This is a genomic window from Sphingomonas sp. Leaf231 (assembly GCF_001421995.1).
GTDB lineage: Bacteria > Pseudomonadota > Alphaproteobacteria > Sphingomonadales > Sphingomonadaceae > Sphingomonas.
The window spans coordinates 769,248-793,488 of the sequence record NZ_LMLS01000001.1 but is presented as its reverse complement, the minus strand read 5'-3'; the positions used below and the strand labels follow the sequence as shown (position 1 = coordinate 793,488).

Annotated in this window: 20 protein-coding genes; 14 read left to right on the top strand and 6 right to left on the bottom strand. The window is 66.8% G+C overall.

Features of this window, described 5'->3' with window-relative positions; translation table 11 throughout:
- Positions 1 to 350: 350 nt before the first annotated feature.
- The 5 genes from ASE95_RS03785 to ASE95_RS03765 all read left to right on the top strand — a co-directional run bounded on the left by ASE95_RS03785 (position 351) and on the right by ASE95_RS03765 (position 5,530).
- Positions 351 to 1,760 (top strand): methyl-accepting chemotaxis protein, encoded by a 1,410-nt coding sequence (locus ASE95_RS03785; RefSeq protein WP_056631620.1) that lies wholly within the window; start codon positions 351 to 353, stop codon positions 1,758 to 1,760.
- Positions 1,760 to 2,176 carry a hypothetical protein gene (locus ASE95_RS03780; RefSeq protein WP_056631617.1) on the top strand — a complete coding sequence of 139 codons (417 nt, stop codon included), beginning with the start codon at positions 1,760 to 1,762 and terminating at the stop codon, positions 2,174 to 2,176. Before ASE95_RS03785 ends, ASE95_RS03780 begins: the two co-directional genes overlap by 1 nt.
- A 220-nt stretch (positions 2,177 to 2,396) precedes the next feature.
- The gene (locus ASE95_RS03775) at positions 2,397 to 4,139 is read left to right on the top strand and encodes a GGDEF domain-containing protein (RefSeq protein WP_056631611.1); all 1,743 of its coding nucleotides are present in this window, start codon (positions 2,397 to 2,399) and stop codon (positions 4,137 to 4,139) included.
- A 564-nt stretch (positions 4,140 to 4,703) separates the two neighbouring features.
- On the top strand, positions 4,704 to 4,874 hold the full coding sequence (locus ASE95_RS03770) for a hypothetical protein (protein WP_235528168.1): 171 nt from the start codon (positions 4,704 to 4,706) through the stop codon (positions 4,872 to 4,874).
- On the top strand, positions 4,871 to 5,530 hold the full coding sequence (locus ASE95_RS03765; RefSeq protein ID WP_056631606.1) for a UPF0149 family protein: 660 nt from the start codon (positions 4,871 to 4,873) through the stop codon (positions 5,528 to 5,530). Before ASE95_RS03770 ends, ASE95_RS03765 begins: the two co-directional genes overlap by 4 nt.
- 52 nt (positions 5,531 to 5,582) lie before the next feature.
- Here the strand turns inward: ASE95_RS03765 and mgrA are convergent, their stop codons facing one another.
- Entirely contained in the window at positions 5,583 to 6,662 is a 1,080-nt protein-coding gene (gene mgrA, locus ASE95_RS03760) for an L-glyceraldehyde 3-phosphate reductase (protein WP_056631605.1), read from the bottom strand.
- Between the two features lie 327 nt (positions 6,663 to 6,989).
- Between mgrA and ASE95_RS03755 the strand changes: the two genes are divergently transcribed.
- Both ASE95_RS03755 and ASE95_RS03750 read left to right on the top strand, forming a co-directional pair.
- Complete coding sequence (locus ASE95_RS03755; protein ID WP_235528167.1) at positions 6,990 to 9,095, top strand: TonB-dependent siderophore receptor; 2,106 nt, start codon at positions 6,990 to 6,992, stop codon at positions 9,093 to 9,095.
- Between the two features lie 2 nt (positions 9,096 to 9,097).
- Complete coding sequence (locus ASE95_RS03750; protein WP_235528166.1) at positions 9,098 to 10,285, top strand: PepSY-associated TM helix domain-containing protein; 1,188 nt, start codon at positions 9,098 to 9,100, stop codon at positions 10,283 to 10,285.
- Between the two features lie 175 nt (positions 10,286 to 10,460).
- Here the strand turns inward: ASE95_RS03750 and ASE95_RS03745 are convergent, their stop codons facing one another.
- Entirely contained in the window at positions 10,461 to 11,294 is an 834-nt protein-coding gene (locus tag ASE95_RS03745; protein WP_235528165.1) for a copper resistance protein B, read from the bottom strand.
- Between ASE95_RS03745 and ASE95_RS18165 the strand changes: the two genes are divergently transcribed.
- Complete coding sequence (locus ASE95_RS18165) at positions 11,293 to 11,604, top strand: hypothetical protein (protein WP_235528164.1); 312 nt, start codon at positions 11,293 to 11,295, stop codon at positions 11,602 to 11,604. The two genes, ASE95_RS03745 and ASE95_RS18165, sit on opposite strands and share 2 nt — an antisense overlap.
- 46 nt (positions 11,605 to 11,650) lie before the next feature.
- Here ASE95_RS18165 and ASE95_RS03740 read toward each other — a convergent pair whose 3' ends face one another.
- Both ASE95_RS03740 and ASE95_RS03735 read right to left on the bottom strand, forming a co-directional pair.
- Positions 11,651 to 13,432, bottom strand: coding sequence for a copper resistance system multicopper oxidase (locus ASE95_RS03740; protein WP_056631602.1), 1,782 nt, complete (start codon positions 13,430 to 13,432; stop codon positions 11,651 to 11,653).
- Between the two features lie 23 nt (positions 13,433 to 13,455).
- Positions 13,456 to 13,905, bottom strand: a complete 450-nt coding sequence (locus ASE95_RS03735) for a DUF2721 domain-containing protein (RefSeq protein WP_056631600.1) — start codon at positions 13,903 to 13,905, stop codon at positions 13,456 to 13,458.
- Between the two features lie 169 nt (positions 13,906 to 14,074).
- Between ASE95_RS03735 and ASE95_RS03730 the strand changes: the two genes are divergently transcribed.
- The 5 genes from ASE95_RS03730 (at position 14,075) to ASE95_RS03710 (ending at position 20,225) form a co-directional block, all read left to right on the top strand.
- Complete coding sequence (locus tag ASE95_RS03730) at positions 14,075 to 14,509, top strand: hypothetical protein (protein ID WP_056631597.1); 435 nt, start codon at positions 14,075 to 14,077, stop codon at positions 14,507 to 14,509.
- On the top strand, positions 14,510 to 15,241 hold the full coding sequence (locus ASE95_RS03725; RefSeq protein ID WP_082449504.1) for a TorF family putative porin: 732 nt from the start codon (positions 14,510 to 14,512) through the stop codon (positions 15,239 to 15,241). It abuts the gene before it with no gap.
- A 121-nt stretch (positions 15,242 to 15,362) separates the two neighbouring features.
- Complete coding sequence (locus tag ASE95_RS03720) at positions 15,363 to 16,499, top strand: thiolase family protein (RefSeq protein WP_056631594.1); 1,137 nt, start codon at positions 15,363 to 15,365, stop codon at positions 16,497 to 16,499.
- On the top strand, positions 16,499 to 18,826 hold the full coding sequence (locus ASE95_RS03715) for a 3-hydroxyacyl-CoA dehydrogenase/enoyl-CoA hydratase family protein (protein ID WP_056631593.1): 2,328 nt from the start codon (positions 16,499 to 16,501) through the stop codon (positions 18,824 to 18,826). The genes ASE95_RS03720 and ASE95_RS03715 overlap by 1 nt, the downstream gene beginning before the upstream one ends.
- A 97-nt stretch (positions 18,827 to 18,923) precedes the next feature.
- Positions 18,924 to 20,225 carry an OmpP1/FadL family transporter gene (locus ASE95_RS03710; protein WP_056631592.1) on the top strand — a complete coding sequence of 434 codons (1,302 nt, stop codon included), beginning with the start codon at positions 18,924 to 18,926 and terminating at the stop codon, positions 20,223 to 20,225.
- A 39-nt stretch (positions 20,226 to 20,264) separates the two neighbouring features.
- Here ASE95_RS03710 and ASE95_RS03705 read toward each other — a convergent pair whose 3' ends face one another.
- Entirely contained in the window at positions 20,265 to 23,423 is a 3,159-nt protein-coding gene (locus ASE95_RS03705; RefSeq protein WP_082449502.1) for a helicase-related protein, read from the bottom strand.
- Positions 23,424 to 23,547: 124 nt separating this feature from the next.
- On the opposite strand from ASE95_RS03705, the gene ASE95_RS03700 reads away from it, so the two are divergent.
- Complete coding sequence (locus ASE95_RS03700) at positions 23,548 to 23,940, top strand: hypothetical protein (RefSeq protein ID WP_056631581.1); 393 nt, start codon at positions 23,548 to 23,550, stop codon at positions 23,938 to 23,940.
- A gap of 18 nt (positions 23,941 to 23,958) precedes the next feature.
- Here the strand turns inward: ASE95_RS03700 and ASE95_RS17540 are convergent, their stop codons facing one another.
- Positions 23,959 to 24,231, bottom strand: coding sequence for a hypothetical protein (locus ASE95_RS17540; RefSeq protein ID WP_156347867.1), 273 nt, complete (start codon positions 24,229 to 24,231; stop codon positions 23,959 to 23,961).
- Positions 24,232 to 24,241: the final 10 nt, after the last annotated feature.

Here is a 24,241-nt window from a genome sequence, read left to right as displayed (position 1 = left end):
ACGCATCGGGTCGGCTGATCGCCTTGACGACAGGCTTCATGTCGAGCGCTTTTCAGGGCGATTTTGCTGGCGGCCATTAGCTTTGATTTAACATCGTGCATTTTGGTTCGTCGATCGAACGTCGTTAACAAGCGGCATATGATTAATCGAAAGTACGACGAGACGGAAGGGCGGAGATATCTGCTTCCCGCATAGGGCGCGATCTTTACAAATTATAGTAAATGTATGGGCGAATATGTTAAGACAATGTAGATCGATGCGATCGATGACTGTGAGATGTTTATCGATTGCGTGCGTCGGGGATCGTTTACGTAGCAAAGGTAGTTCTTGGCTCCAGTAGGAGTATACCGATGATCACCTGGTTCAGAAATCATGCCCCGATACGTCGCAAATTCCGGATCGTCGTCGCTTTCCAGGTCGTGGTTGCGGCGCTGAGCCTGAGCTTGATCTATCTGGCTGCGATATCGCCACCCACGGCGACATGGAGCATCATGCTCGGCGGCGCGGGGTTGGCGTGTCTGCCGGTGCTGCTCACCTGGTACAGCGGCAAGCTGATCAGCGATCCCTATGTCACGACGGTCGTTCGGATGGAGGGGCTGGCGGCAGGCGATCTCGACAGCGACATTCTGTTCTCCGATCATCGCGACTGCGTGGGCCGGATGACCCGTGCGATGCAGGTATTCCAGAACAATGCCGAGACGATCAGGCGCTCGAACGCAGAGGCCGAAGCCATGGTGGCGGCGCTGGGCGCCGGGCTGAGCCGGCTCGCCGCGGGTGACCTGACGATGCAGATCGACACACCGCTGGCGCAGCAGTTCGAGACCGTCCGGCGCGATTTCAACGCGGCGATGGGGTCCATGGCATCCACGCTGACCAGGGTGTCGGCCGTCGCCGAGGGCATCAACAGCGGCAGCAGCGACATTCGCGAAGCCTCCGACGACCTGTCGCGCCGTACCGAACAACAGGCGGCCGCGCTGGAGGAAACCGCCGCGGCGATGGACGAGATCACCTCCACCGTCCGTCAGACGGCGGAAGGTGCGACGACCGCGAACACGCTGGTGCTGCAGGCGCAGCGCGAGGCGCAGGCCTCGGGTGAGGTCGTCGAGCGCGCGGTAGCGGCGATGGGCGGTATCGAGCGCACCTCGGCCGAAATCTCGGACATCATCAGCGTGATCGACGGCATCGCCTTTCAAACGAACCTTCTGGCGCTCAACGCCGGCGTGGAAGCGGCGCGGGCGGGCGATGCCGGCCGGGGTTTCGCCGTCGTCGCATCTGAGGTGCGCGCCCTTGCCCAGCGCTCCGCCGATGCGGCCAAGGACGTCAAGGCGCGGGTCGCCGCATCGACCGAGCAGGTCGAGGCCGGTGTCGAACTGGTCAGCGCCACCGGAGCAGCGTTGCGCGGGATCATCGTCCGGGTCGAAGAGATCCAGGGGATCGTCGCCACCATCGCGTCGTCGGCCAAGCAGCAGGCGGTCGGCCTGCAACAGGTGAACACCGCCGTCTCTGAAATGGACGGCGTGACGCAGCAGAATGCCGCCATGGTGGAGCAGGCGACCGCCGCGACCCGCAGCCTTGCATCGGAAGCCGAGCGGCTGGCCCAGGAGGTCGCGCGCTTCGTTCTGGCCGGGCATGACGACGAACGGCCGGCGCGGCGCGGGACGGCGGCAAGCCTTGGCCATCATGCCCCGCGCGCTTTGCGGCCGGCGCGTACGGTAGCGGCGCTGCGGCAAACGCAGCAGGAAGACTGGGCGGCGTTCTAATGTCGCTGCGGATCGAGGAGCGGGGCGACTATATCCTCGTTCACGGCGACGGCCTTGCCACCCTTGCCGAAGCACAGGACCATTTCCGCGACCTTTCATCGTTGCTGCTCGCGGCGCGGCGGAGCGGCAGCGGCGTGCGCCTCATGATCGACCTCCGTGCCGCGATCGCGCATCCACCCGAAGTCGCCGCTCATATCGAACGGGTGCTGCCCGTCCTCTACCGGAGGGATGATCGGGTGGCGGTCGTCGTGCGGGACTCGGTTCGTAAGCACCAGACGAAAAGCTCCCATGATCCGCTATACTCGGACGTATTCTTGTCGAAGGAAGCAGCCGAGGCGTATCTGGGTTGCGAGACGGGATCGCGGAGTGTTCATCATAAACCGTTGATGATGCGCTTGCCGTCAAGCAATCCTTGAATATCAAGGGCTAAGTTGCGGATAGCTGATTGATCCGGCGCCGGCTATGGCGGATGGTCGACGCCAGTCGCGTGGTCGTTGTCGCTTCAAAATCGTAAGCGAACGGCGCGTCGATTTCTTGTCGACATCCTTCCGCATACGGCCGAACAGGTCGCGGGAGTTGATGGCGAGGGCTGCGTGTGCCACGGCTGGTGCAGCATTAGGATCGATATCGTTGCCTGTGACCTGCCCGATATTTGAACGCGCCATCGGGCAGATCGTGCGGCTGGTGCTGGCATGCGTGGCGATCGGCGCGATATCCGGCCCGGCGTTCGCCCTGCCGCCGGCGGGTACCTGCTTCACCGTGCGCGCCCCCGCCTCCGGGGATCGTGTGCCTTGGTCGGTGGACTGCCGCGGCAAGCCCGCCGGATACGAGAATGCTGCGCTGTGGCTGCGGTTGCCGGAAAGAAGCCTGTCCGACGGTGATGTTGCGCTGCTCGTTCACCTGACCAGATTCGACCGCCTGAAAGTGCTTTTCACGTTCGCCGGTGGAGGCAGCGAAATACAGACGGTGCATCGCGGAGCCTTCGGGGATCATTGGCACATCGGGGGTCAAATCTCGTTTCAGCCGCGCCCGCGGTCCGAACCCCTCACCGCGATCTGGCTGAGGATCGATCGTCTGCAGCGCTATGAGTTGCTGCGCATACGGGTGGTTCGGGTCAGCGTCGTGTCACGACAATTCGAGTTGTGCGCGGCGCTGATCGGTGCGGCGATCTCCCTCTTGGCCGTCACGGCGCTGCACAGTTTCGCCATGGCGGTCGCGGTGCGCCAGCGCCTGTTCCTGTGGCATGGCATGTGGGCCGCCATGATGGTGTGCTGGGGCCTGGTCTGGTCGCAATGCGTCCTGTTCGTGTGGCCGCGGATCGCCGGAACGACGTCCAGTCAGTTAATGACCGTCATGGCGTGTGTGGCCGTCATGTTCGCCACGCGCAGTGCGGTCATCGTCTTGCAGAACGTGTTGCCTCTGGGGGTGCGTCGCGCGTTATCGTGTGCGTCCTCAGGCATGCTCGTTCTCGGTGGCTGGGCGGCCGTGCCGGGCAGTCATCTGGGGATGATCGGCAACGGGCTCGCCACCCTCATCCTGGCGATTCTCGCCGCCATCGGCGGGGGCCTCGTCATTGGCTATCGGCAAAGGGCACCCGGTGCGCGCGCGCTTCTGGTCGCGTGGATCGTGCCGATGTTGGTTCTGGCGACGACGCAGGTGATCGATTTCGATACCAGCCTGTTCGGCGGCGGGGAGCAGATCGCGCTGCTGTTCGGCTCCGCCTTTCAGGCCATCTGCCTGTCGGCGCTGGAAACACGTCGGCTGCGCGGTTTACGGCTGGAACGCGATGCCGCGATCGCGTCCGAAATGGCCCTGGCGGAAGTGGCCGAACGCGACGCATTGACCGGCCTGCTCAACAGGCGAGGCTTCGTTCGCCGGTGCGAACAGGCCTTCGGCGACTTACGGCAGGAGCCGTTCGGCTTGCTGTTGATCGATGTCGATCGCTTCAAGACGATCAACGATCGATACGGGCACGAAGCCGGCGATGCCGTGCTGGTCGTATTGAGCGACTGCCTGCGTGCGCTGGAGAGGCGTCACGCCTGCCTTGCCGGCCGGCTGGGCGGAGAGGAGTTTTTGCTCGGCGTCAGCGGAATGCCGCTCCGGCAACTACGGCAATTTGCCGACCGCGTACGTGAAGACCTTCGTGCCAGCAAAGGCGAGGCCGGATCATGTCATCCTGAAGTGACCGTCAGCATCGGTGTTGCAGTAGGCGCCGGCAGCGGACCGTTCGCGGAACTATACGGTCAGGCCGATCGCGCCTTGTACAAGGCCAAGGCGATGGGGCGAAATCGTGTCGTCTTCGAAGACGACGCGGATACGGGCATGGACCAGCGGCGAGAGCGTCCAGACGTGTTTCCGTCGTCGTGCGGGCGGGCCTGAACGTCCCGCCGACGCCGGTCGTCGCGATGGCGACTGCGGTCGTCCGCCGCCGTCCGCCGCCGTAAAGGCAGACATGTCGATGTCGTCCGCATTGACCCGGGCGGGCATCCGGGACCATCGATGGATCATGACGAAAAGCAAGGGACGCACCGGCGCACATGCCCGCGCCAATATCCAGCCTCCGCCGACACCAGCCGAGCTTGACGGGGCGAGGCGGGAAGCCGCGCAGATCGAAGGACGCCTTGCCGGACTGGCCGCAGGACATCCATCGGTGAAGATATGGAAGGCTCGCCTCCGTCTGGCCCAAGCCGTTATCGCGCGGGCTCCACCCGCCTGAACGGGGCCGCTGCCGGCCCGGTCGAGTGCATCGGCGACCGGGTGCCTGGTCTGGAAACCGCCGCATGGGCCGGGGTGACGGTACGGGCGCGCCATCATCGCGTTCCCGCCAGGCGCGATGTACCTAAAAAGAGACGTCGCCGCGATGTTGGGAGGCAATCGGGCGCTGCCATTCCTGATCGATCCTGCTAGCAGTCCTCCATGCTTAAAATACGCAACAGGCGCCTTGTGGCGGAGACCGCGCGCGCGCTCGAACGGCTTGCCGCGGTAGAGGCCGCCGTGTCCGCGCTCCGCGATGACGACTTGCTCGATTTCGCCGACATCTTTGTCGAGGGCGACCCGACGCCGCTGCGCGAAATGGCGGAGGCCGAGATGCGCCGGCGAAACCTTAGCCTGTGAGAAAACTGCCATCGCGCTTCCGGCGGCTTGACGGCGCATTGGCCGATCTGCCGGTCGAGGAGCCGATGCTGCTGACCGAACTCGACGGCTTTCTGACCGGGTTGGTGGTCTGCCCCGAGGCGATCTCGCCGGACGAGTGGATGACGATCGTATGGGGTGCCGATGCCGCCGGCGTCCCGCCCTTCGAAGATCCGCTGGATGTGCAATGGTTCGCCAAAGCGGTCGCGTCCCGGCGCGATGAGATCGTGCGCGACCTTGCCCGTGGCAAGCTGCAGCCGATCCTCGATGTCGACGAGCGTGATGGCGAGGTTCTCTGGGAATATTGGATCGACGGCTTCGCGGAGGCGGTCGCGCTGCGCCCGGCGGCATGGCAGGCGCTGGCCGACGATCCGGGGAATATGGCCGCATGGTCGCGAATGACGACGCTGATCGCGATCGCCCGGAACGAGAGCGATCTCGACAGCATGGAGCTTGATGCCCGCGAAGACCATGCGGCGGCCGAACTTATCGAAGTCGTTCAGCTTCTGTACGGTGCGCGGCCGCGCCTAGGCGGAATCGCGCCGGTTGCGGCGGAGAAGGGGGCCGCTGCGAAAGTCGGGCGCAACGACCCGTGTGTTTGCGGGTCGGGGAAAAAGTTCAAGCATTGCTGTAGCTGATCGGGGAAGTTCCGTCGCCGGTCTGCCCGCCGTGCGTATGCGAGGCCGGCGCTCACGATGCCGTGACCCCCTGAGCAGCGGGCAGCGTCGCAATGGCGGACGATTCCGCCCATAGATTGATTCCGCCGTCCGCGGCAGCCTTGTCGATGGCGGCGAGTTCATCGGTCGAGAAGGCGAGCCTTTTCACCGAATCGAGCGAGTCGTCGAGTTGTTCGACCGTGCGCGCGCCGATCAGCGCCGAGGTGACGCGCGGATCGCGCAGCACCCATGCGATCGCCATCTGGGCCAGCGTTTGCCCCCGTTCCGAAGCGATGTCGTTCAGGGTACGGATGGCGGCGAGGTTCCGATCCGTGAGCAAGGTCTGCGACAGTGAACCGCCACGGTTGGCGCGCGCATCCTGCGGCACGCCGTGCAGATACTTGTTCGTCAGCATGCCCTGCGCGAGCGGTGAAAACGCGATGCAGCCGGTGCCGAGGTCTTCCAGGGTGGCGAGCAGTTCGTTTTCGATCCAGCGGTTCAGGATCGAATAGCTGGGCTGGTGGATGAACAGCGGCACCCTTTCCGCAGCCAGGATCTCGGCCGCACGGCGGGTCAGCCCCGGCTCGTAGGAAGAGATGCCGACGTAAAGCGCCTTGCCTTGCCGGTGCAGTTGAACGAGCGCACCCATCGTCTCTTCGAGCGGGGTCGCCGGGTCCACCCGGTGCGAATAGAAGATGTCGACATAGTCGAGGCCCATCCGCTTGAGGCTCTGGTCGCAACTCGCAATCAGATACTTCTTGGACGAGCCGATATCTCCATATGGGCCGGGCCACATGTCCCAGCCGGCCTTGGTCGAAATGATGAGCTCGTCGCGATGGTGGACGAAGTCGGTCGCCAGCACGCGGCCGAAATTCTCTTCGGCCGATCCGTACGGTGGGCCGTAATTGTTGGCCAGATCGAAGTGGGTCACGCCACGATCGAACGCCCGGCGCAGGATGGACCGTCCCGTCTCGAACACGTCGCTCCCGCCGAAATTCTGCCACAGGCCGAGGCTGATCGCCGGGAGCCTCAACCCGCTCCTGCCCGTGCGGCGATAGGTCATGTCGCCGTCATAGCGGGCAGGCGAGGCGACGTATGGAGAATCGAACGGCATGGTACCTCCTTATCAAGGCGCTTCAACGCACGACGCGCCAACCGTTTCAGCAAGATCGCATCCGCTTCACAGCGTCGCATCCGTCGAGCGGAACCAGCGTCGGGCGAGGGTGACCGAAGTTACCCGCTGAAATCACTGAGGTGTTTGGATGACGTTGCGGCCGAACTGGACGGGGCGGGTCGAGATGACCGATCCGGTCGAACAGAGGTGGGTGGTTCTCCGTCCCGACAGGTGGCTTGCACAACCCGATCCACGAAGCTAGCTGCGAGCGATTATCGTTAGCAGGGGGTTGGGTTGAAGCGCCATTTTGTTATGCCGTGCGCGTTGTTGGCTGTAGCGGTTCCGGCCGGCGCTTCCGCGCAGGAACGAAAATCCGGTCCGGCCGAGGACGGCGGCCAGCCCGACGGCGACATCATCGTGACCGGTCGCGCGCAGCGCCTGTACCGTGCGGACACCACCACCGTCGGAAAAGCGGCCCAGAACCCGCTCGACATCCCGCAGGCGCTCCAGGTCATCAACTCCGACCTGTTCACCGATCAGGGCGCGCGCGACGCCACCGATATCTATCGCAACATCAGCGGCGTCAGCTTCTTCAGCTACGCCGGCGTGACCTTTCGTGGATTTCGTCAGGACCAGTCGTTCTACGACGGCCAGCGCGGCAATCCCTTCATCGGTTTCTCGGTGCCGCAATTGTTCAACATCAGTCGCGTGGAGGTTCTGAAGGGTCCGTCCGGGCTTTTCTTCGGGCCGGGATCGCCGGGCGGGATCATCAACTACGTATCGAAGACGCCGGCGGACAAACCATCGCTGCGCACGGTGGCGACCGCGGGTACCTACGAACGGATCGGCATCTCGTCCGAGGCGACCGGACCGATCGACAGGGCAGGGGTGGTGACCTATCGCCTCGGGGGCTTCTACGAGGCGATGACCCCGTACCGGCGCAACACCCGATCAAAGTCGCTGATCGGCGACGGCGGATTGTCGATCAAGACCAACACCGGCGGCAAGCTGACGGTGCAGGCGACGATCTACGACAACGACTTGCCGGGCAATCGCCTGCGCGGCGTCCTGACCGACGATGCGGGCAAGTTTCTTGCCGACATCCGCTGGAATGCCAACGAGCCGACTGATTTCCTGCATCTGGCTTCCCGCGCGTACCAGGCGCGCTATGCGACGGACATCGGCGGCGCTGTCACCTTCGATGCGGGCGTGCGCTATTTCGCGTCGACCGAGACGCAGCAATATCACGAGCCGCGTGGATTGGTCGCGGGCAACCGCGATCTGGTCGCACGGGAGTTTCGCGATCAGATCCGCGACGTCGACGGCCTGTCGTTCATGGCCAATGCGACCGCGCGCGTCGCCTTGCTCGGTACGGACCACAAATTCCAGGCGGGGGGCGACTGGTATGACGAAACCAGCGTGCTTCATTCCCGCATCCTGCGCGCTGGCGTGACCCCGCTCAGCCTGAGCAATCCGGTCTACACGACCTCCGCACGCGACGTCGCACGCGTTTCTGCGCTGCCGTTCACGACCACCGACACCCGCACGAAGCGGCAGGGTGCCTATCTTCAGGACCAGATCAACATCAGCAAGGCCGTGCTGCTGGTGGGCGGCGTGCGTTACGACAAGTTCGATGACGGCGTCACCACCGGCACGGGCGATCGCGTGACGGCGCGATCCGCCTACGACGACGGCAAGGTGACCTTTCGCGCCGGTGCGATCTACAAGCCGCGACCCGACGCCTCGTTATACGTCAGCTGGTCGGGCAGCTTCGAACCACAGACGGCGGCGAGCCAGAGCACCGATGCCGGCGGCCCCTTCGCTCCGGTCACCGGCGGGCAGGTCGAGGGCGGCATCAAGACCGCTTTGTTCGACGGCCGGCTACAGGCAAATCTCGCCGGCTATCGCATCGTGCGGCGCAACATCCTGCAGGTCGACGCCGCGCTGCCGCCGATCAATGGACAGGACCAACTGAGGCCGATCGGCGAGGTCACGAGCAAAGGCTTCGAGATCGATCTGGCGACGGACATCACGCCGGACTGGGTGCTGATGGCCAATTACGGCTATAACGACGCGCGGATCACGGAGACGACCGCCGGTCAGGCGGTGACCAATGCGGTCGGCGATCGCTTCGCCAACGCGCCCCGGCACAAGCTCGGTTTCTGGACCCGCTATCAGTTCGCGCCGATCGGGACGGCCATCGGCTTCGGTGCGGAACATGTGTCACGGCGGATCAGCCTGTCGGGGCAGCAGGTGCAGCCGTACACGATCTTCGACGCCTCGCTCACCAAGAGTCTCGGGATCGTCGAACTGCTCCTGCGCGTCGACAACATCTTCGACCGGCGATACGCCGCCTCCGGCTTCTCGTCGCAGAGCGGGCATTTCCCCGGCGAGCCGCGCAGCGCGCTGGCCGAGCTTCGCCTGCGCTTCTGACCGTGGCGGTCCAGCAACCCCGGCGGCGACGCTCGTTGTGGTGGAGCATCCACAGCTGGGCAGGGCTGAAGCTGTCGATCTTCCTCGGCTTCATCCTTCTCACCGGCACGCTGGCGGTATTCGCACACGAGATCGACTGGCTGGTGACCCCGGCCATGCGCGTACAGCCACGTGATGCGCCACCCGCATCCTGGGGCCGGCTGGCCGCCGCCGCTGCGCGGGCCGACCCGTCGGGCAGGCTTCAGACGATCTATGCGCCGATCGATCCGTGGTTCGCGGCGGAAGCGCTGATGCAACACGGCAAAAAGGCGCCCCGTCGCGTCTACATCGATCCGTGGGCGGCTGAGGTCACCGGACAGCATGGCTGGGCGAACGTCCACCGCTTCCTGCGGCAGGTGCATCGCCACCTGATGTTGCCGACGAAGATCGGCATCCCGATCGTCTGCTCGCTCGCGTTGCTGCTGCTCGCGTCGCTGGTGTCGGGGATCGTCACCTACAAGAAATGGTGGCGCGGCTTCTTCAGGCGGCCGCGCGGCGGCGACGCGCGCCGGCTGACCGGCGATCTCCACCGGCTGGGCGGATTGTGGAGCCTGTGGTTCGTGGCGCTGATCGCCGTCACCGGGCTGTGGTATCTGGTCGAGACGCTGGGCGGTCAGGCACCGGTGGCGAAGCTGCCGGCAGTCGTGGCGCAGGCGCCGCCGCCGGTGGGCGCCGAACTTGACCGGCTGGCGGCGATGGCGCGCCGCGCCCGCCCGGCGCTGAAGATCTACGAGGTCCGGTTCACCGGAGAGAACGGCGTCGTCTTCCTCGGGCAGGACCGCGCGTGGCTGGTACGCGACCGGGTCAACGGCGTCGCCATCGATCCGTCGACCGGGCGAGTGACCGCGGTGTTCGATGGTCGCGACCTGAACCTGCACCAGCGCATCGCCGAAATGGCCGATCCACTGCATTTCGGCACGTTCGGCGGGTTGGCGACCAAGGCGATCTGGTTCGCCTTCGGCGCAATGCTGACCGCGATGGCGGTGACGGGCGTGCTGATCTACAGCCAGCGCCTTGCCAAAGAGGCACGTGGCACGTTGCTCAAGCGCGAGGCCGCGTGGTCGGGCATGGGCCGCTGGGCCTATGTCGCGGTGGCGCTGGTCCTTCTGGCGCTCATCCTGACGCCCGGTGCGATCGGCGGCGCAGGCTAGGCGACATCTGGCGGCGAAACGGGCTGGTCCGAGGGTCCGGCTTATCGGCTGCGCGCCATGACGAACCGCCCGGCGTCCTCGTCGTCGCGGCCCGCCGGAAGCATCGCCCAAGCCGACCTGTACCCGGATGTGATCGAGCGGCTGGAGGTGACGCCGTCCGCGGCATCGCACCGGATCAGAACCACGCCCTTATCCCGAGTGCGAGCGCCACGCCGCCGTCGCGACCGCGCAGGCGGCGGGTGTCACCGAACGAACGTTCCCATGACACGCCGACATAGGGGGCGAATTCGCGCCGGATCTCGTATCGCATACGCAGGCCGACCTCGGCCTCGACCAGCCCGGCCCCGATGCGGTCGCGCGGCACGTCCTGCGCCGACAGGTTCAGCTCGGCGCGCGGCTGGACGATCAGCCGTTGCGTGATGCGCTGGTCGTAATAGCCTTCTATCCGCGCCAGCAGGTCGCCGCGATCGGAGAGGAAGGCGGTGGCCTCGACGTCGAACCAATATGGGGCCAGCCCCTCGATCCCGGCGACCCCATAGCGCCGGTCGTTGCCGATGTCCTGACGCACCCCGCCCTGGACGTTGAAATAGGGGCCGACCGCGCGGCTGTAGAGCGCCTGCACTTCCCCCTCGGCGCGGCGACCGAAGCGGCCTTCGCCCTCGCTCTTGATGACCAGCCGGTCGATGTCGCCACCGAACCACCACTCGCCATCCCAGCGATAGCCGTCGCGCCCGCGTTGCGGTTGCAGTTCGGCGATGTTGAGCATCAGCTGATCGAACTTCATGCCGCCATGTTCACGCCGCATCTGCGCCCGCGCCGCCGCCATCGCCGCGGCTCCCCAGACGCGATCGGCATAACGCGGCGTCGGCGCGGCAGGCGCGGGGGCGTTGCCGGCGGGCAGGGCCGTGCCAGTGGACAGGGCAGCGGGCAGGGTGGGGCCGGAAGGGTCCGCACCGCAATGCCCCATCGCGGCATGTTCGGGCGGGCAGGCGGGCGGGGCAGCCGGCATGGCGGCCGGTGGCGAATCCGGGGTGCAATGTCCCATCGCCTCGTGCTCGGGCGGGCAGGAGGTGGCGCTGGCCGGCGCGGGTGGGGCCGGAGCCGGCCGCGCGGATACGGGTAACCGGCAATGGCCCATCGCGGCATGTTCGGGCGAGCAGTCCATGGCCGCCGGCTTCGCCGTGCCGGGATGGTGCGATCTGGCGTGCGTCGTCGGTCTTGCGGCGGGTTTCGCCCTGGCGCGAGGCTTGGCCACAGACCTGGGCGCTGGATTGGGCGCGGGCCTGGACATCTTCATGCCGGGCATGTGCCCCGAATGATCCATTCCCTGCATCTGAACCGCCAGCGCGATGGCGAGCGCGATGCTCATGCCGGTACCTCGTCGCGCGGGCGGACGCTGACGACCTGCATCATGCCGGCATGCATATGATAGAGCATATGGCAGTGGAATGCCCAGTCGCCGACCGCATCGGCGGTGATGTCGAAGGTGACGGTGCCGCCGGGCTGGACCTGCACCGTGTGCTTGCGCGGCGCGTGATCGCCGTGACCGGTGACCAGTTCGAAGAAGTGGCCGTGGATGTGGATCGGGTGACCCATCATCGTATCGTTGACCAGCGTGACGCGCACGCGTTCGTCCTTCAGAAAGGCGAACGGCGCGGTGACCTCGTTCAGCTTCTCGCCGTCGAACGCCCACATATACCGTTCCATGTTGCCGGTCAGGTGGATGCGCAGCGCACGGTCGGGCGCGCGCACGTCGGGATTGCGGGTGGTGGCGACCAGATCGCGGTATGTGAGCACGCGGTGGCCGACATCGGCCAGCCCCTGTCCCGGCTCGCCGGTGCGGTCGACCGGCATCGGCGCGATCGTCTGGACGGTGGGCGTGCGCTTCACCTCGGGCGCGTTGGCGAAATCGCGCATCGAGTGGTCCATGGCCGCCATGTCGTGCCCGCCACCGGCCGAGGCGGCGCAATGCCCCATCGCGGCGTGTTCGGGCGCGCAGGCGGCGGCGGGGGTGGCCGTGCCGCCCATCGCGCCCATGCCCATGTCCTTCATCGTCGCCAGCGGACGGGCGCGCAGTGCCGGCGGGGTGGCGCGCATGCCCGCGCGCGGAGCGAGCGTCGCCAGCGCCATGCCCGAACGGTCGACGCTTTCGCCGACCAGGGCATAGGCGCGATCATCGCGCGGCTCGACGATCACGTCATACGTCTCGGCGACCGCGACCTGCATCTCGTCGACGCTCACCGGGCGAACCGGCAGCCCGTCGGCGGCGATCACCGTCATCGTCAGGCCTGGAATACGCAGGTTGAAGGTGGTCATCGCCGACGCGTTGACGATGCGCAGCCGCACGCGCTCTCCGGGGACGAACAGCCCGGTCCAGTTGTCGCGGGGGCCATGGCCGTTGACGAGATAGGTATAGGTCGCCCCGGTCACGTCGGCGACGTCGGCGGGGTCCATCCGCATCGCGCCCCACGACAGTCGTTCAGCCTCGCGCTGGTCGCGACCGGCGAGCAGCCCGGCCAGCGTCTGCTTCTGGTAGTTGAAATAGCCGCCCTGCTGCTTCAGCTTGCGGAAAATGGCGTGCGGGTGGATCGGACTGTGATCCGACAGGACGATTACATGTTCGCGCGTCGCCGCGACCGGATCGATCTCCGCCGGTTCGATCACGATCGGGCCGTACAGCCCCATCTGCTCCTGCAATCCGGAATGGCTGTGATACCAATAGGTGCCCGCCTGGCGGATCGGAAATTCATAGGTGAAGGTGCTGCGCGGCTTGATGCCCGGAAAACTGATGCCGGGCACGCCGTCCATATGGAACGGCACCAGCAATCCGTGCCAGTGGATCGAGCTTTCCTCGTCCAGCGCGTTTTCGACGTGCAGTCGGACGTTCTGCCCCTCGCGCAGCCGGATCAGCGGCGCGGGCACGGTGCCGTTGACCGCGACGGCGTGGCTGGCCCGTCCGTCGATCGTCAGCATCCGGTGCGCGATGCGCAGGTGGATATCCTCACCCGACAGTTCCGCCGACGGTAGCAGACCCGTCGACAGGGGTTGCGCCCATGCCGGCAGCCACGCCGCGGTGGCCAGCGCCCCACCAGCGCGCAGCAACTGGCGGCGGCCCGGCCGCAACCCGATTTCGTCGGTGATGGTCATCGCTCCCCGCTACGCCGGCAGATTCAGTGCAACAGGTCGTCGCGCACGCGGATCGTACGACTCGACAGCCGCACCTCGACCATGAACGCGATGAACGACGCGATCAGCAACGACATGGACAGGATGAAGCTGAACGCCACATAATGCCCGATATGGCTGCGCGTAAGGGCACCCAGAAACAACATCGCGACGACGACGCACGTCGCCACCGCACTGGCCACCGCGAGGAACAGGGCGGCGTTGATGACCCTCATCCGCTTGGCCAGCCGCCGCAATTCCCACACCAGCCGTTCGCGCTCCACCATGTCGATGCCTCCGTGACGTTCCTCCAGCGCGCGGACGCGGTCGATCACGCGCGACAGCCGTCCGGTAAGCACGTTGAGGAGCGCACCGATGCCGGCCAGCACGAACACGGGGCTGAGCGACGCCTGGATCGCCTCGGCGATGGTGGGAAGGGCGGGCGAATACGGCATGTCGCCGCCTTCTGCCGCGTCCCCGCACGCAGGACAACCATTGCCGTCATCGACACGGTGGATGACAAATTGTTACGTCTGTGACCGGATCGTTGAAGTGCGGCGAAGCGTACGTATCTCGAAGGGGTCACCGGGCAACATGGTCCGGGACACCGCAAGGAGAAACGCCATGATCGTCTCGATCGTCGCCGGGCTGCTGCTCGGCTCACCCATTGCCGAAGAAGCGCACCGCGTGCAGATGGATCACCGTGGCCAGCGCGTCGACGTGACGTACCGCAGCGCGGTCGACGTCAGCCACAAGCAGGTTGGTGCCGTGGGCGCACCCGGCCGCCCGAGCGCGATGCGCTGTGCCTGGACCGCCTCGGTCGACATTCACCGGGAAGCGCGTCACGCCGCCGGGCACGTGATGTCGCGCACCATCAGCGCTGAAAAGCCGCTGACCGGCAGCCGCCCGGGCTGGTGCGATACGCAGCGCGACGCGATCGCGCAGGACGTCGCCGCGCGCAGCGGGAAGGTTCGCGACCATTTGCTCGCCGTCGCGGAGCGCGATCAGGAATCGCTGGTTGCCGAACTCGACTCCGCACACGACCGGGTGCGTGGCTAGGTGAGGATCGCGATCGTTATCGCCGCCGCGCTGTCGGGCGTGGCGGCCCTTCCGGCGACGGCGCAGGTGCAGGCGGGCGTCGAACTCGCCACGGACGAGCGTCGCCGCGGTTTGAGCTGGAGCGAGGGCAAGGCCGCGCCTTCGGCCTATGCGCGCATCGATCTGCCCGCCGGGTTCGATCTGGGTGCACGCATTCTCGCCACCCGCGGTGACCCGCGTCATGGCGGGGCGGACGGCGTGGCGGAGCCGACGCTGGGATATTCGACCGATTTCGGCGGGTTCCGGCTCGACGGGTTCGCCACCGCGCACCTGTTCACCGGTGCTCGTGGCAAGATGGACTATGGGGAGGTCGGCGCCGGCGTCAGCTATTCGCTGGGGCCGGTCGAGGCGGGCGTCGAAGCACGCTACGCCCCCGCGCAGGACGCGATCGGCGGGGACAATTTGTATCTCGCGGTTCGGGGACGTGCCGGCATTCCGGCGACGCCGTTCACCGTGACCGCGCATGCCGGGCGATCGTCGGGCAGCGTCGACGATCCGATCCGCGCCGCGCGGCTGCGGCCGGGCGGCGCCTACAACGACTGGGCGGTCGGGGTGCAGCACGTCACCGGCCCGCTTACGGTGGCGCTGGAATATACCGGAACGGACGTCGCGGACGTTCGCGATCTCTCGCCGTTTGCGGTGCGTGAACATGCGGGCGATCGGCTGGCGGCGCGCATATCGCTGGGCCTTTGACGGTCAGCGCTCGCTTCACCGAACGATATTGTCCGGCAGCTACCTGGATCGGCCAGCATTTGCATCTTGAGCCCTGGATGACGTTGACGTAAACGGTAGTCAACCAACCAAGAGGTTTTCGATGACCGACGTCGTGATTGCCGGCTACGCCCGTTCGCCCTTCCACCTCGCCGGCAAAGGCGAACTGGCGCGGGTGCGGCCGGACGATCTCGCCGCGCAGACGATCCGTGGATTGATCGACAAAACCGGCGTCGATGCCGCGCTGATCGAGGATATCGTGCTGGGCTGCGCCTTTCCGGAGGGCGAGCAGGGGCTGAACGTCGCGCGGATGATAGGGCTGCTCGCCGATCTGCCGCTGTCGGTAGGGGGCATGACCGTCAATCGGTTCTGCGGATCGTCGATGAGCGCGATCCACATCGCCATGGGTCAGATCGCGGTCGGCGCTGGCGAGGCGTATATCTGCGCCGGGCTGGAATCGATGAGCCGCATCCCGATGGGTGGGTATAATCCGATGCCCAACCCGCAGCTCGCCGCCAAAAGTGCCGGTGCCTATATGGGCATGGGGCAGACCGCCGAGAACGTTGCGCAGAAATACCAGATCACTCGCGCCGAACAGGATGCGTTCGCCGTCAGGAGCCAGCAGAAGGCCGCATCCGCGCGCGCGGATGGCCGGCTCGGCGAAGAAATCGTTCCGATCGCGACGAAGGCGGGCTCGGTGACGCGGGACGGCACGCTGCGACCGGATACCAGTGTCGAGGCACTGGGCGCCCTGAAGCCGGCCTTCTCTCAGGACGGTTCGGTCACCGCCGGCACCTCCTCGCCGTTGACTGACGGGGCCAGTGCGGTGCTGGTGACGTCGGAGGCGTTCGCGCGGCGGCACGGGTTGACGATCCTCGCGCGGATCAAGGCGATCGGCGTGTCGGGTTGCGAGCCGGAGACGATGGGGCTGGGGCCGATCGGCGCATCGCGCAAGGCGCTGGAGCGGGCCGGGATAGGCACGAACGACCTCGACGTGGTCGAGATCAACGAGGCGTTCGCCAGCCAGGCGATCGCCTGCATCCGCGATCTCGGGCTGAGGGACGATACGATCAACATCGACGGCGGTGCGATCGCGATCGGCCATCCGCTGGGCGCGACCGGTGCGCGGATCGTCGGCAAGGCTGCTGCGCTGCTGGCGCGTGAGGGCGGACGCTACGCGCTGGCGACGCAATGTATCGGCGGCGGGCAGGGCATCGCGACCGTGCTGGAGCGCGTGTGATGGACGACATCGTCAAAAAGGTCTGCGTGATCGGGGCGGGCGTGATGGGCGCCGGGATCGCAGCGCAGGTCGCCAATGCGGGCGTGCCGGTGCTGCTGCTCGACGTGGCCGCGAAGGACGGCGCGGATCGCGATGCGGTGGCGAAGGCCGCGGTCGCGAAGATGCTGAAGACCGAGCCAGCGCCCTTCATGTCGGCCGCCGCGGCGAAGTTGATCGAGACCGGCAACATCGACGACCATTTGGATCGTGTCGCCGAATGCGACTGGATCGTCGAGGCGATCGTCGAGCGGCTGGATATCAAGCAATCGCTGTACGCGCGGCTGGAGGCGTCGAAGCGCTCCGGTACGGCGGTATCGTCGAACACCTCGACCATCCCGCTGGAGCGATTGGTGGAAGGGCGTTCCGAGCAGTTCCGCCGCGATTTCCTGATTACCCATTTCTTCAATCCACCCCGCTACATGCGGCTGGTGGAGATAGTTCGCGGCACCACGACCGATGTCGGTGTGGCCGGCAAGGTCGAAGCGTTCGTCGATCGTTTCATGGGCAAGCGTATCGTACGCGCAAAGGATACGCCCGGGTTCATCGCCAATCGCATCGGCACCTATTGGCTGGCGGTGGCGGTGAATGCGGCGATCGACCAGGGATTGACCGTCGAGGAGGCGGACCAGATCGGCGGGCGGCCCATGGGGGTGCCCAAAACCGGCATCTTCGCACTGATCGATCTGGTCGGCGTCGACTTGATGCCGCTGCTGGCGAAAAGCCTGTCCGACACCTTGCCGCAAGGCGATCCCTATTTCGATACCGTGCGGCCGTTGCCGTTGGTCGATCGCATGATCGCGGAGGGGTTCACCGGGCGTAAGGGCAAGGGCGGCTTCTACCGACTGGAAAAGGGCGCGGACGGCGCGCGGACCAGGCTGGCGATCGATCTGGCGACGGGCGAGTATCGTGCCGAGGCGAAGCCCGCCGCGCTGCCCCCGGCCGTAGAGAAGGATCTTGCCGCGCTGGTCGCCGTTCCCGGCAAGGTCGGCGATTATGCCTGGACGATCCTTGGCCATGTCCTGAGCTACGCCGCGATGCTCGTCGGTGAGGCCGCCGACGATATCGTCGCGATCGACGACGCGATGAAGCTCGGCTACAACTGGAAGTTCGGGCCGTTCGAACTGATCGATCGGCTGGGGTCGGGCAAACTGGCCGCGCGCTTGCGTGCCGAGGGGCGCGCCGTTCCCGCCATCCTGGATGTGGCTGGCGAGCGGGCGTTCTACCGCGTCGAGCAGGGCGTGCGGCAGCATCTCGGCCACGACGGCGACTATCACGACGTTGTGCGCGCAGAAGGCGTGCTGTTGCTGGAGGACGTGAAGCGCCGGTCGCAGCCGGTGGCGACCAGCGCGTCGGCGGCATTGTGGGACATCGGCGACGGCGTGCTCTGCCTGGAATTCACCGCCAAGATGAACGCGCTCGACGGCGAGGTCGCCGCGCTGATCCAGCAGGCGATCCCGCTGGTGCAGGAGCGGTTCAAGGCGCTGGTGATCTATAACGAAGGCAGCAACTTCTCGGCCGGGGCCAATCTGGGCCTTGCGCTGTTCGCCGTGAAGGCGGGGGCGTGGGGTGAGATCGAGAAGCTGATCGTTGCCGGGCAACAGGCGTTCAAGGCGCTGAAATACGCACCGTTCCCCGTCGTGAGCGCGCCGGCCGGCATGGCGCTGGGCGGGGGCTGCGAAGTGTTGCTCCATTCCGATGCGGTGCAGGCGCATGCCGAAAGCTATGTCGGGCTGGTCGAGGCCGGGGTCGGGCTGGTGCCGGGGTGGGGCGGGCACGGCGAGTTGCTCGACCGGCTGGTCAGGCTGCCGATGATGCCTGGGGGGCCGATGCCTGCGGTGATGAAGGCGTTCGAACTGATTTCCACCGCACAGGTGTCGCGCTCCGCCGCACAGGCCAGGGAAATGGCGTTCCTGCGCGCCGGTGACGGCATCACGATGAATCGCGACCGCCTGCTCGCCGATGCGAAGGCGAAGGCGTTGGCGCTGGTCGACGGCTACACGCCGCCGGAGCCACCGACGTTCCGGTTGCCGGGCGAAAGCGGGCGTGTCGGTCTGGCCGGTGCGGTCGCTGACTTCCGGCGCAAGGGCGTCGCCACTGCCTATGACGAGGTGGTCGCCGGGCGGTTGGCGAATGTGCTGACCGGCGGTGACGCCGATGTGGTGGATACCGTCACCGAACAGCAACTGCTCGATCTCGAACGTGCGGCGTTCATCGAGAGTGCGCATGACGAACGGACCCATGCCCGGGTCGAAAGCATGCTGATGACCGGCAAGCCGCTGCGCAATTGACCGGATCGATCCTCGTCGGGTGCGGGTGAGGATCGATTGCTCTTGCGTTCACTGACGACAGATGCAGGGGAAAACAAAACCATAAGAGGATCGCGTCATGTCTTTTCGTAACCTTGCGGCGCTGACGGTCGCCACCGGCATCGGCGGACTCGCCGCCGCTGGTCAGGCGCACGCGCAGGCATTCTATCTGCAGGAACAGGCGGCACGCGCCGCGGGCCGGGCGTTCTCCGGCGAGACTGCAGATACCGGCGCGGCGTCGCTATGGTGGAATCCGGCCGCGATCGCGGGCATTCCCGAAGCCGAGGCGACGATCAGCGCGTCGGTGATCCTGCCGAAGGGCGATGTGACCGACAACGGCACCGCGATCCGCCGCCCCGGCGGTGCGTTCGCTGCGATCGGCGGGTCGGCGGCATCGCGCGATCCGATCAACAACGGTGTGTTGCCGTCCGGTGCCGTGGCGGTGCCGCTCGGCGATCGGCTCGCAGTCGGGCTGGCGGTGACGTCGCCGTACAGCTTCACCACCGATTACGACGGTGACAGCTGGGTACGGTATAGCGCCGATCGCACCTACCTGCGCACGTTCGACATCCAGCCTTCGGTCGCGGTGGCGGTGACCGACTGGCTGCGAGTCGGCGCGGCCGCCAACATCGAATATGTCGAATCCAGCTTTTCCAACGCGTTGCCCAATCTGTCCGCAGCACTGCCCGATGGTGGCCAGAAGCTGGAAGGCGAAGGCTGGGACCTGGGCTGGACAGCGGGCGTGCAGTTGCACAACGATCGCGCCACGGTGGGCATCAGCTATAAATCGGCGATCGAACACACGCTGAACGGCAAGGTGGCCATCGGCGGGCTGCTGGGTCCGCTCGCCGCGCAGAACGGGACGGTCGAGGATGTGAGCGCACGCTTCTACACGCCGGCGCAGGTCATGGTCGGCGGACGTTTCCGCGTCACCGACGCCCTGACGCTGAATGCGCAGACGATCCGTTACACCTGGGACCAGTTCGACGCGATCCGGCTGGGCGCGCCGCTGAACACCGCACTGCCGCAGAACTATCGCAATACGTGGAGCTATGCCGGCGGTGTGGACTATGCGGTGTCGCCGCGGCTGACGGTGCGCGGTGGCGTGCAGCGCGCGCTAACCCCGACCCGCGACGGCGATCGCGACGCACGCGTGCCGGATTCGAACCGGTGGAATTACGCGCTGGGTGCATCGTTCGATGTGACGCCGAAAATCTCGCTGGATGCGGCGGCGAACTACGTCGACTTCGCCGATTCGACGATCGACCGCCCGACCGCCGCCTATGCCGGGACGCCGGTACAGACGCCGATCGCGATCGACGGCACGCTGACCGACGCGCGCGCGGTGATCCTGTCGCTGGGCGCACGCGTGCGGTTCTGAACGGACCGGCCTGCCCCCGGCGCGGCCGGGGCAGGGCCGTCAGGCTTCCGCCATCTCGCGCACCAGCTCACCGGCGCGCTCCAGCCGGGCGAACGGATCCTCGATCCGTTCGCGCAGCAGGAAACGGCGGTCCTTAACCTCCAGCCCGAAGGTCGCGGCGTCGATGCGGGTGCCGTTGTGCGGCTCCAGCGCCACCGCCGCCGGGCCGGCGCTGACCTTCGCGATCCCGGCGGTCCGCGCATCGACACGCAGCCGCGCGGTCGCCAGCAGGGTCCGCGCCGCATCGGGCATCGCACCGAAGCGATCGGCGAGTTCGTCCTCCAACGCGTCGAGCATGACCGCGTCGGTGATCCGCGCCAGCCGGGCGTAGATCGTGACGCGCAACTCCTCGTCGGGAATCCACGTCTCCGGCAGTCGTCCTTCGATCCCGAGGTGCAGTTCCGGCGTCCACCGCTCCACCTCTTCGCCGCGTGCGCGCCGCAACGCGCCTTCGAGCAACTGCTGGTACAGGTCGATCCCGATCAGCTTCATATGCCCGGCCTGCGTCTCGCCCAGCAGGTCGCCCGCGCCGCGCATGTCGAGGTCGCGCGCGCTGATCGCGAAACCCGCACCAAGCCGGTCGAACGCCTCCAGCGTCCGCAGCCGCTTCAGCGTGCGCGGCGCGATCTCATGATCCGGGTCGGTGAACAGCAGCACCTGCCCGCGGCGGCTGCCACGTCCGACGCGCCCGCGTAGCTGGTGAAGCTGCGACAGTCCGAAGCGGTCGGCATGCGCGATGACCATCGTATTGGCGCGCGGCACGTCCAGCCCGGCCTCGATGATGTTCGTGGCCAGCAGCACGTCGCCGTCGCCGCGCCCGAAGCGGACCATCGCGGCGTCGATCTCTTCGGCGGGCAGCTTCCCGTGCGCCTGCAACACTTCCAGTTCGGGGATCAGCATGCCAAGCTGTTCGGCAAGCGTGGCCATGTCGGTGATACGCGGCACGACGACGAAGCTTTGCCCGCCGCGGCTCTTTTCACGCAGCAGCGCGGCGCGCAGCGTTTCTGGCGCGAACGCCCCGACAGCGGTGCGGATCGGCTGGCGGCGGGCCGGCGGGGTCGCAATGATCGACAATTGCTGTAATCCGACCAGCGCCGATTGCAGGGTGCGCGGGATCGGCGTTGCGGACAGCGTCAGGACGTGGCCCGCCGACAGGCCGCGCAGCTTGTCCTTGTCGGCCGCCCCGAAGCGCTGTTCCTCATCGATCACGACCAGCGCAAGATCCTTGTAGGTCACGCCCTTGCCGGCGACCGCGCCGGTGCCGACGACGATCTGCACGCTGCCATCGGCCAATCCGGCCTTCACGCGCTTTTTCTCGGCGGCGCTTGACAGCCGCGACAGACCGGCAACGGCGATGCCGCTGGCTTCGAAGCGGGCGACGAAGGTTTCCAGATGCTGGCGCGCCAGCACCGTCGTCGGTGCGGCGATCGCGACCTGCCTCCCCGCGAGCGCGGCGATGGCCGCCGCGCGCAACGCGACCTCGGTCTTGCCGTAACCGACGTCGCCGATCACCAGCCGGTCCATCGGGCGACCGCTGGCGAGGTCGGTGCGAACCGCCGCGATCGCCTTGGCCTGATCGGCCGTCTCGGTGAAGGCGAAACCGGCCGCGAAGCGCTCGTAGGCGGCGGGATCGGGGTCGAGCGCTGGCGCATCGCGTTCCGCCCGCTCGGCGGCGAGTGCGGTCAGATCGCGCGCGCTTTGCGCGATGGCGGCGTCGATCTCGCCGCGCCGCTTCTGCCAGCTCGATCCGTCGAGCCGGTCGAGCGTCACCGCATCCGCCTCTGCGCCATAGCGCCAGATGCGATCGGCCTCGCCGACCGGGACCAGCCGCACGCCGTTGTCGGCATAGGTCAGCTTGATCGCGTCGCCGCCATCCTCGTCAGGCAACCGCTCCAGCCCGGCGACGACGCCGATGCCGTGATCCTCATGCACCACCACGTCCCCGACGCGAATCTCGCCCATGTCGAACAAGCTTGCGTCCGCCGCGCCGCCCGGTCGCTCTTCGCGCTCGGCGCGGCTGCCGAGCAGGTCGGCGGCGGCGATCGCCAATATGCCGTCACGGCGGAAACCGCGATCGGCCGCCATCTCCAGCATCAGCAACGCGCCTGGCTGCGCCGTCACGATCTCCTGCCAATCCGCGACGGCGACGGGCTCTTCCTTCAGCACCTTGGCAACACGTGCGCGCAGGAAGCGCAGGTCGCGCGCGCTGCCCAGCAATACCAGCCGCTCGCCATCGGCACGTGCAGTGCGGGCGAGGGTGGCGAAGGCGCGGAGCGGGGCCTTGTGCTCGGCAAACCGTGGCGGTGCTTCGCCGTCACGAACCAGCGTCAACCGCTCTCGCTTGCCCAACGCACTGCCCCACGCCTTGTCGTCGATCACGTCGCGCATCGCGCGCTTCGGTGCGCGGCGGGTGGCATCGGCGACCAGCGTCAGGAACCGCCGCCGACGTTCGTCCGCGGCATCGTCGATAACGATCCGCGCGCCGGGCAGATGATCCAGCAAGGTCGACCGGACGTCGCCGTCGGCGGGCTCGGCCACGCGGCCCAGCTCGCGTTCCGCCACATCCTCGATCGACCGCTGGTCGCCGGGATCGTAGGAGCGCAGGGCGACGACGCGTCCATCCGCCACCTCGATGCGCAGCGGCAGCGAGGCGTCGGCGGGGAACACGTCGAGCACCTGTCCGCGCAGCGCGATTTCGCCGGGTTCGTCGACCCGCTCGTCGTTGACATAGCCAAGCTCGGCCAGCTCGGCGAACAGAGCGGCGAGATCGAGCGGCGCGTCGAGCCTGACGGTCGGCGGCACGACATCGAAGGCATCCGGTACGGGGTAGCCACGCGCCAGCGCCTCGCCGGTGGTGATCAGCGCGATCGGCGCACGCCCATTCTTCTCCACCAGCGCGCGGACACGACGCAGTGCCGAAACCCGCAACCCGACGTTGGCCGGTGAGGGAGGAGCATCCTCGCCCGGCAACGCGTCGCTGCCGGGGGAGAACAGGACCGCCGCGGCAGGCATCGCCGCCTGCAACGCATCGGTCAGTGCCCCTGCGCGGGTGTCATCCGCAACGGCGACGATCAGGTCGCCATCGACCAGTTGCTCGGCCAGCATGGCGGCGTGTTCAGCCACCGACAACGCAGGGGTGGCGACATGGGAGGCGGGCATCAGCGGGCAGCTTTCATATGCCACTCGAACGGGCCGGCGCGCACCCGCGTTCCGGCACAACCATGTCGATACAGATCAACCCGCGTCAGTGCAGGTTCGGTGCGATGCCTGTAGGAGGACGACCATGAAAGGCTCTATCGTCATCGCGGCGCTGGCCGCCGCGTTCGCCGTTCCCGCCGGAGCCGCACGCTCCGGCCCGGACGCCCAGCTTGCCAACCTGCTCAAGGGCCGGGTCGCGCAGCAGCCGGTGCGGTGCATCACGGTTTCGCAGAACGAAACGCCGCGGATCATCTCCGGCAGAGCGATCGTCTGGCGCGTCGGACAGCGGCTTTACGTCAACCGGCTACGCGCCCGGGCCGAGACGCTGAACGACGACGATATTCTCATCACCGAAATCTACGGTGGGCAATTGTGCCGCAACGATCGCGTCCGCCCACTCAATCGTGGCTCGACGATCCCGCGAGCAGCGCTGCTACTGAGTGACTTCACGCCGTACGTCCGCGCGGGCGTGAAGTAACGCCCGCGTCGGCGACCTTCAGGCGGCCTGCCGATAATCGGTGTCGTTCGCGGCAATGGCGCGCGCACGGGCTTCGTTGCGGTACGACACGATCATGTAGATCAAATAGAGCATCACGGCCTCGCTGATTGTTGCTTGCTGCGGTGCAGCGCTTGCCGTGGATCTGGTGAAGGAAGGGTGTCGCGGCAATTGCAACGTGTGCGATCGCGCGTGCAGTTGTCGCACTGATCCACCGACGCTGGTCGGCAGCCTGATGGTGGAGCGATGCGCGACCCGCCCACGCAGGACCATGAAAAAAGCC

Excerpts from the sequence above, each read along its gene's own strand:
- ASE95_RS03785 (WP_056631620.1), top strand. The coding sequence starts at position 351 with ATGATCACCTGGTTCAGAAATCATGCCCCGATACGTCGCAAATTCCGG.
- ASE95_RS03780 (WP_056631617.1), top strand. The coding sequence starts at position 1,760 with ATGTCGCTGCGGATCGAGGAGCGGGGCGACTATATCCTCGTTCACGGC.
- mgrA (WP_056631605.1), bottom strand. The coding sequence starts at position 6,662 with ATGCCGTTCGATTCTCCATACGTCGCCTCGCCTGCCCGCTATGACGGC.
- ASE95_RS18165 (WP_235528164.1), top strand. The coding sequence starts at position 11,293 with ATGGCGGCCGGTGGCGAATCCGGGGTGCAATGTCCCATCGCCTCGTGC.
- ASE95_RS03745 (WP_235528165.1), bottom strand. The coding sequence starts at position 11,294 with ATGCCGGCTGCCCCGCCCGCCTGCCCGCCCGAACATGCCGCGATGGGG.
- ASE95_RS03740 (WP_056631602.1), bottom strand. The coding sequence starts at position 13,432 with ATGACCATCACCGACGAAATCGGGTTGCGGCCGGGCCGCCGCCAGTTG.
- ASE95_RS03735 (WP_056631600.1), bottom strand. The coding sequence starts at position 13,905 with ATGCCGTATTCGCCCGCCCTTCCCACCATCGCCGAGGCGATCCAGGCG.
- ASE95_RS03730 (WP_056631597.1), top strand. The coding sequence starts at position 14,075 with ATGATCGTCTCGATCGTCGCCGGGCTGCTGCTCGGCTCACCCATTGCC.
- ASE95_RS03720 (WP_056631594.1), top strand. The coding sequence starts at position 15,363 with ATGACCGACGTCGTGATTGCCGGCTACGCCCGTTCGCCCTTCCACCTC.
- ASE95_RS03715 (WP_056631593.1), top strand. The coding sequence starts at position 16,499 with ATGGACGACATCGTCAAAAAGGTCTGCGTGATCGGGGCGGGCGTGATG.
- ASE95_RS03710 (WP_056631592.1), top strand. The coding sequence starts at position 18,924 with ATGTCTTTTCGTAACCTTGCGGCGCTGACGGTCGCCACCGGCATCGGC.
- ASE95_RS03705 (WP_082449502.1), bottom strand. The coding sequence starts at position 23,423 with ATGCCCGCCTCCCATGTCGCCACCCCTGCGTTGTCGGTGGCTGAACAC.
- ASE95_RS03700 (WP_056631581.1), top strand. The coding sequence starts at position 23,548 with ATGAAAGGCTCTATCGTCATCGCGGCGCTGGCCGCCGCGTTCGCCGTT.
- ASE95_RS17540 (WP_156347867.1), bottom strand. The coding sequence starts at position 24,231 with ATGGTCCTGCGTGGGCGGGTCGCGCATCGCTCCACCATCAGGCTGCCG.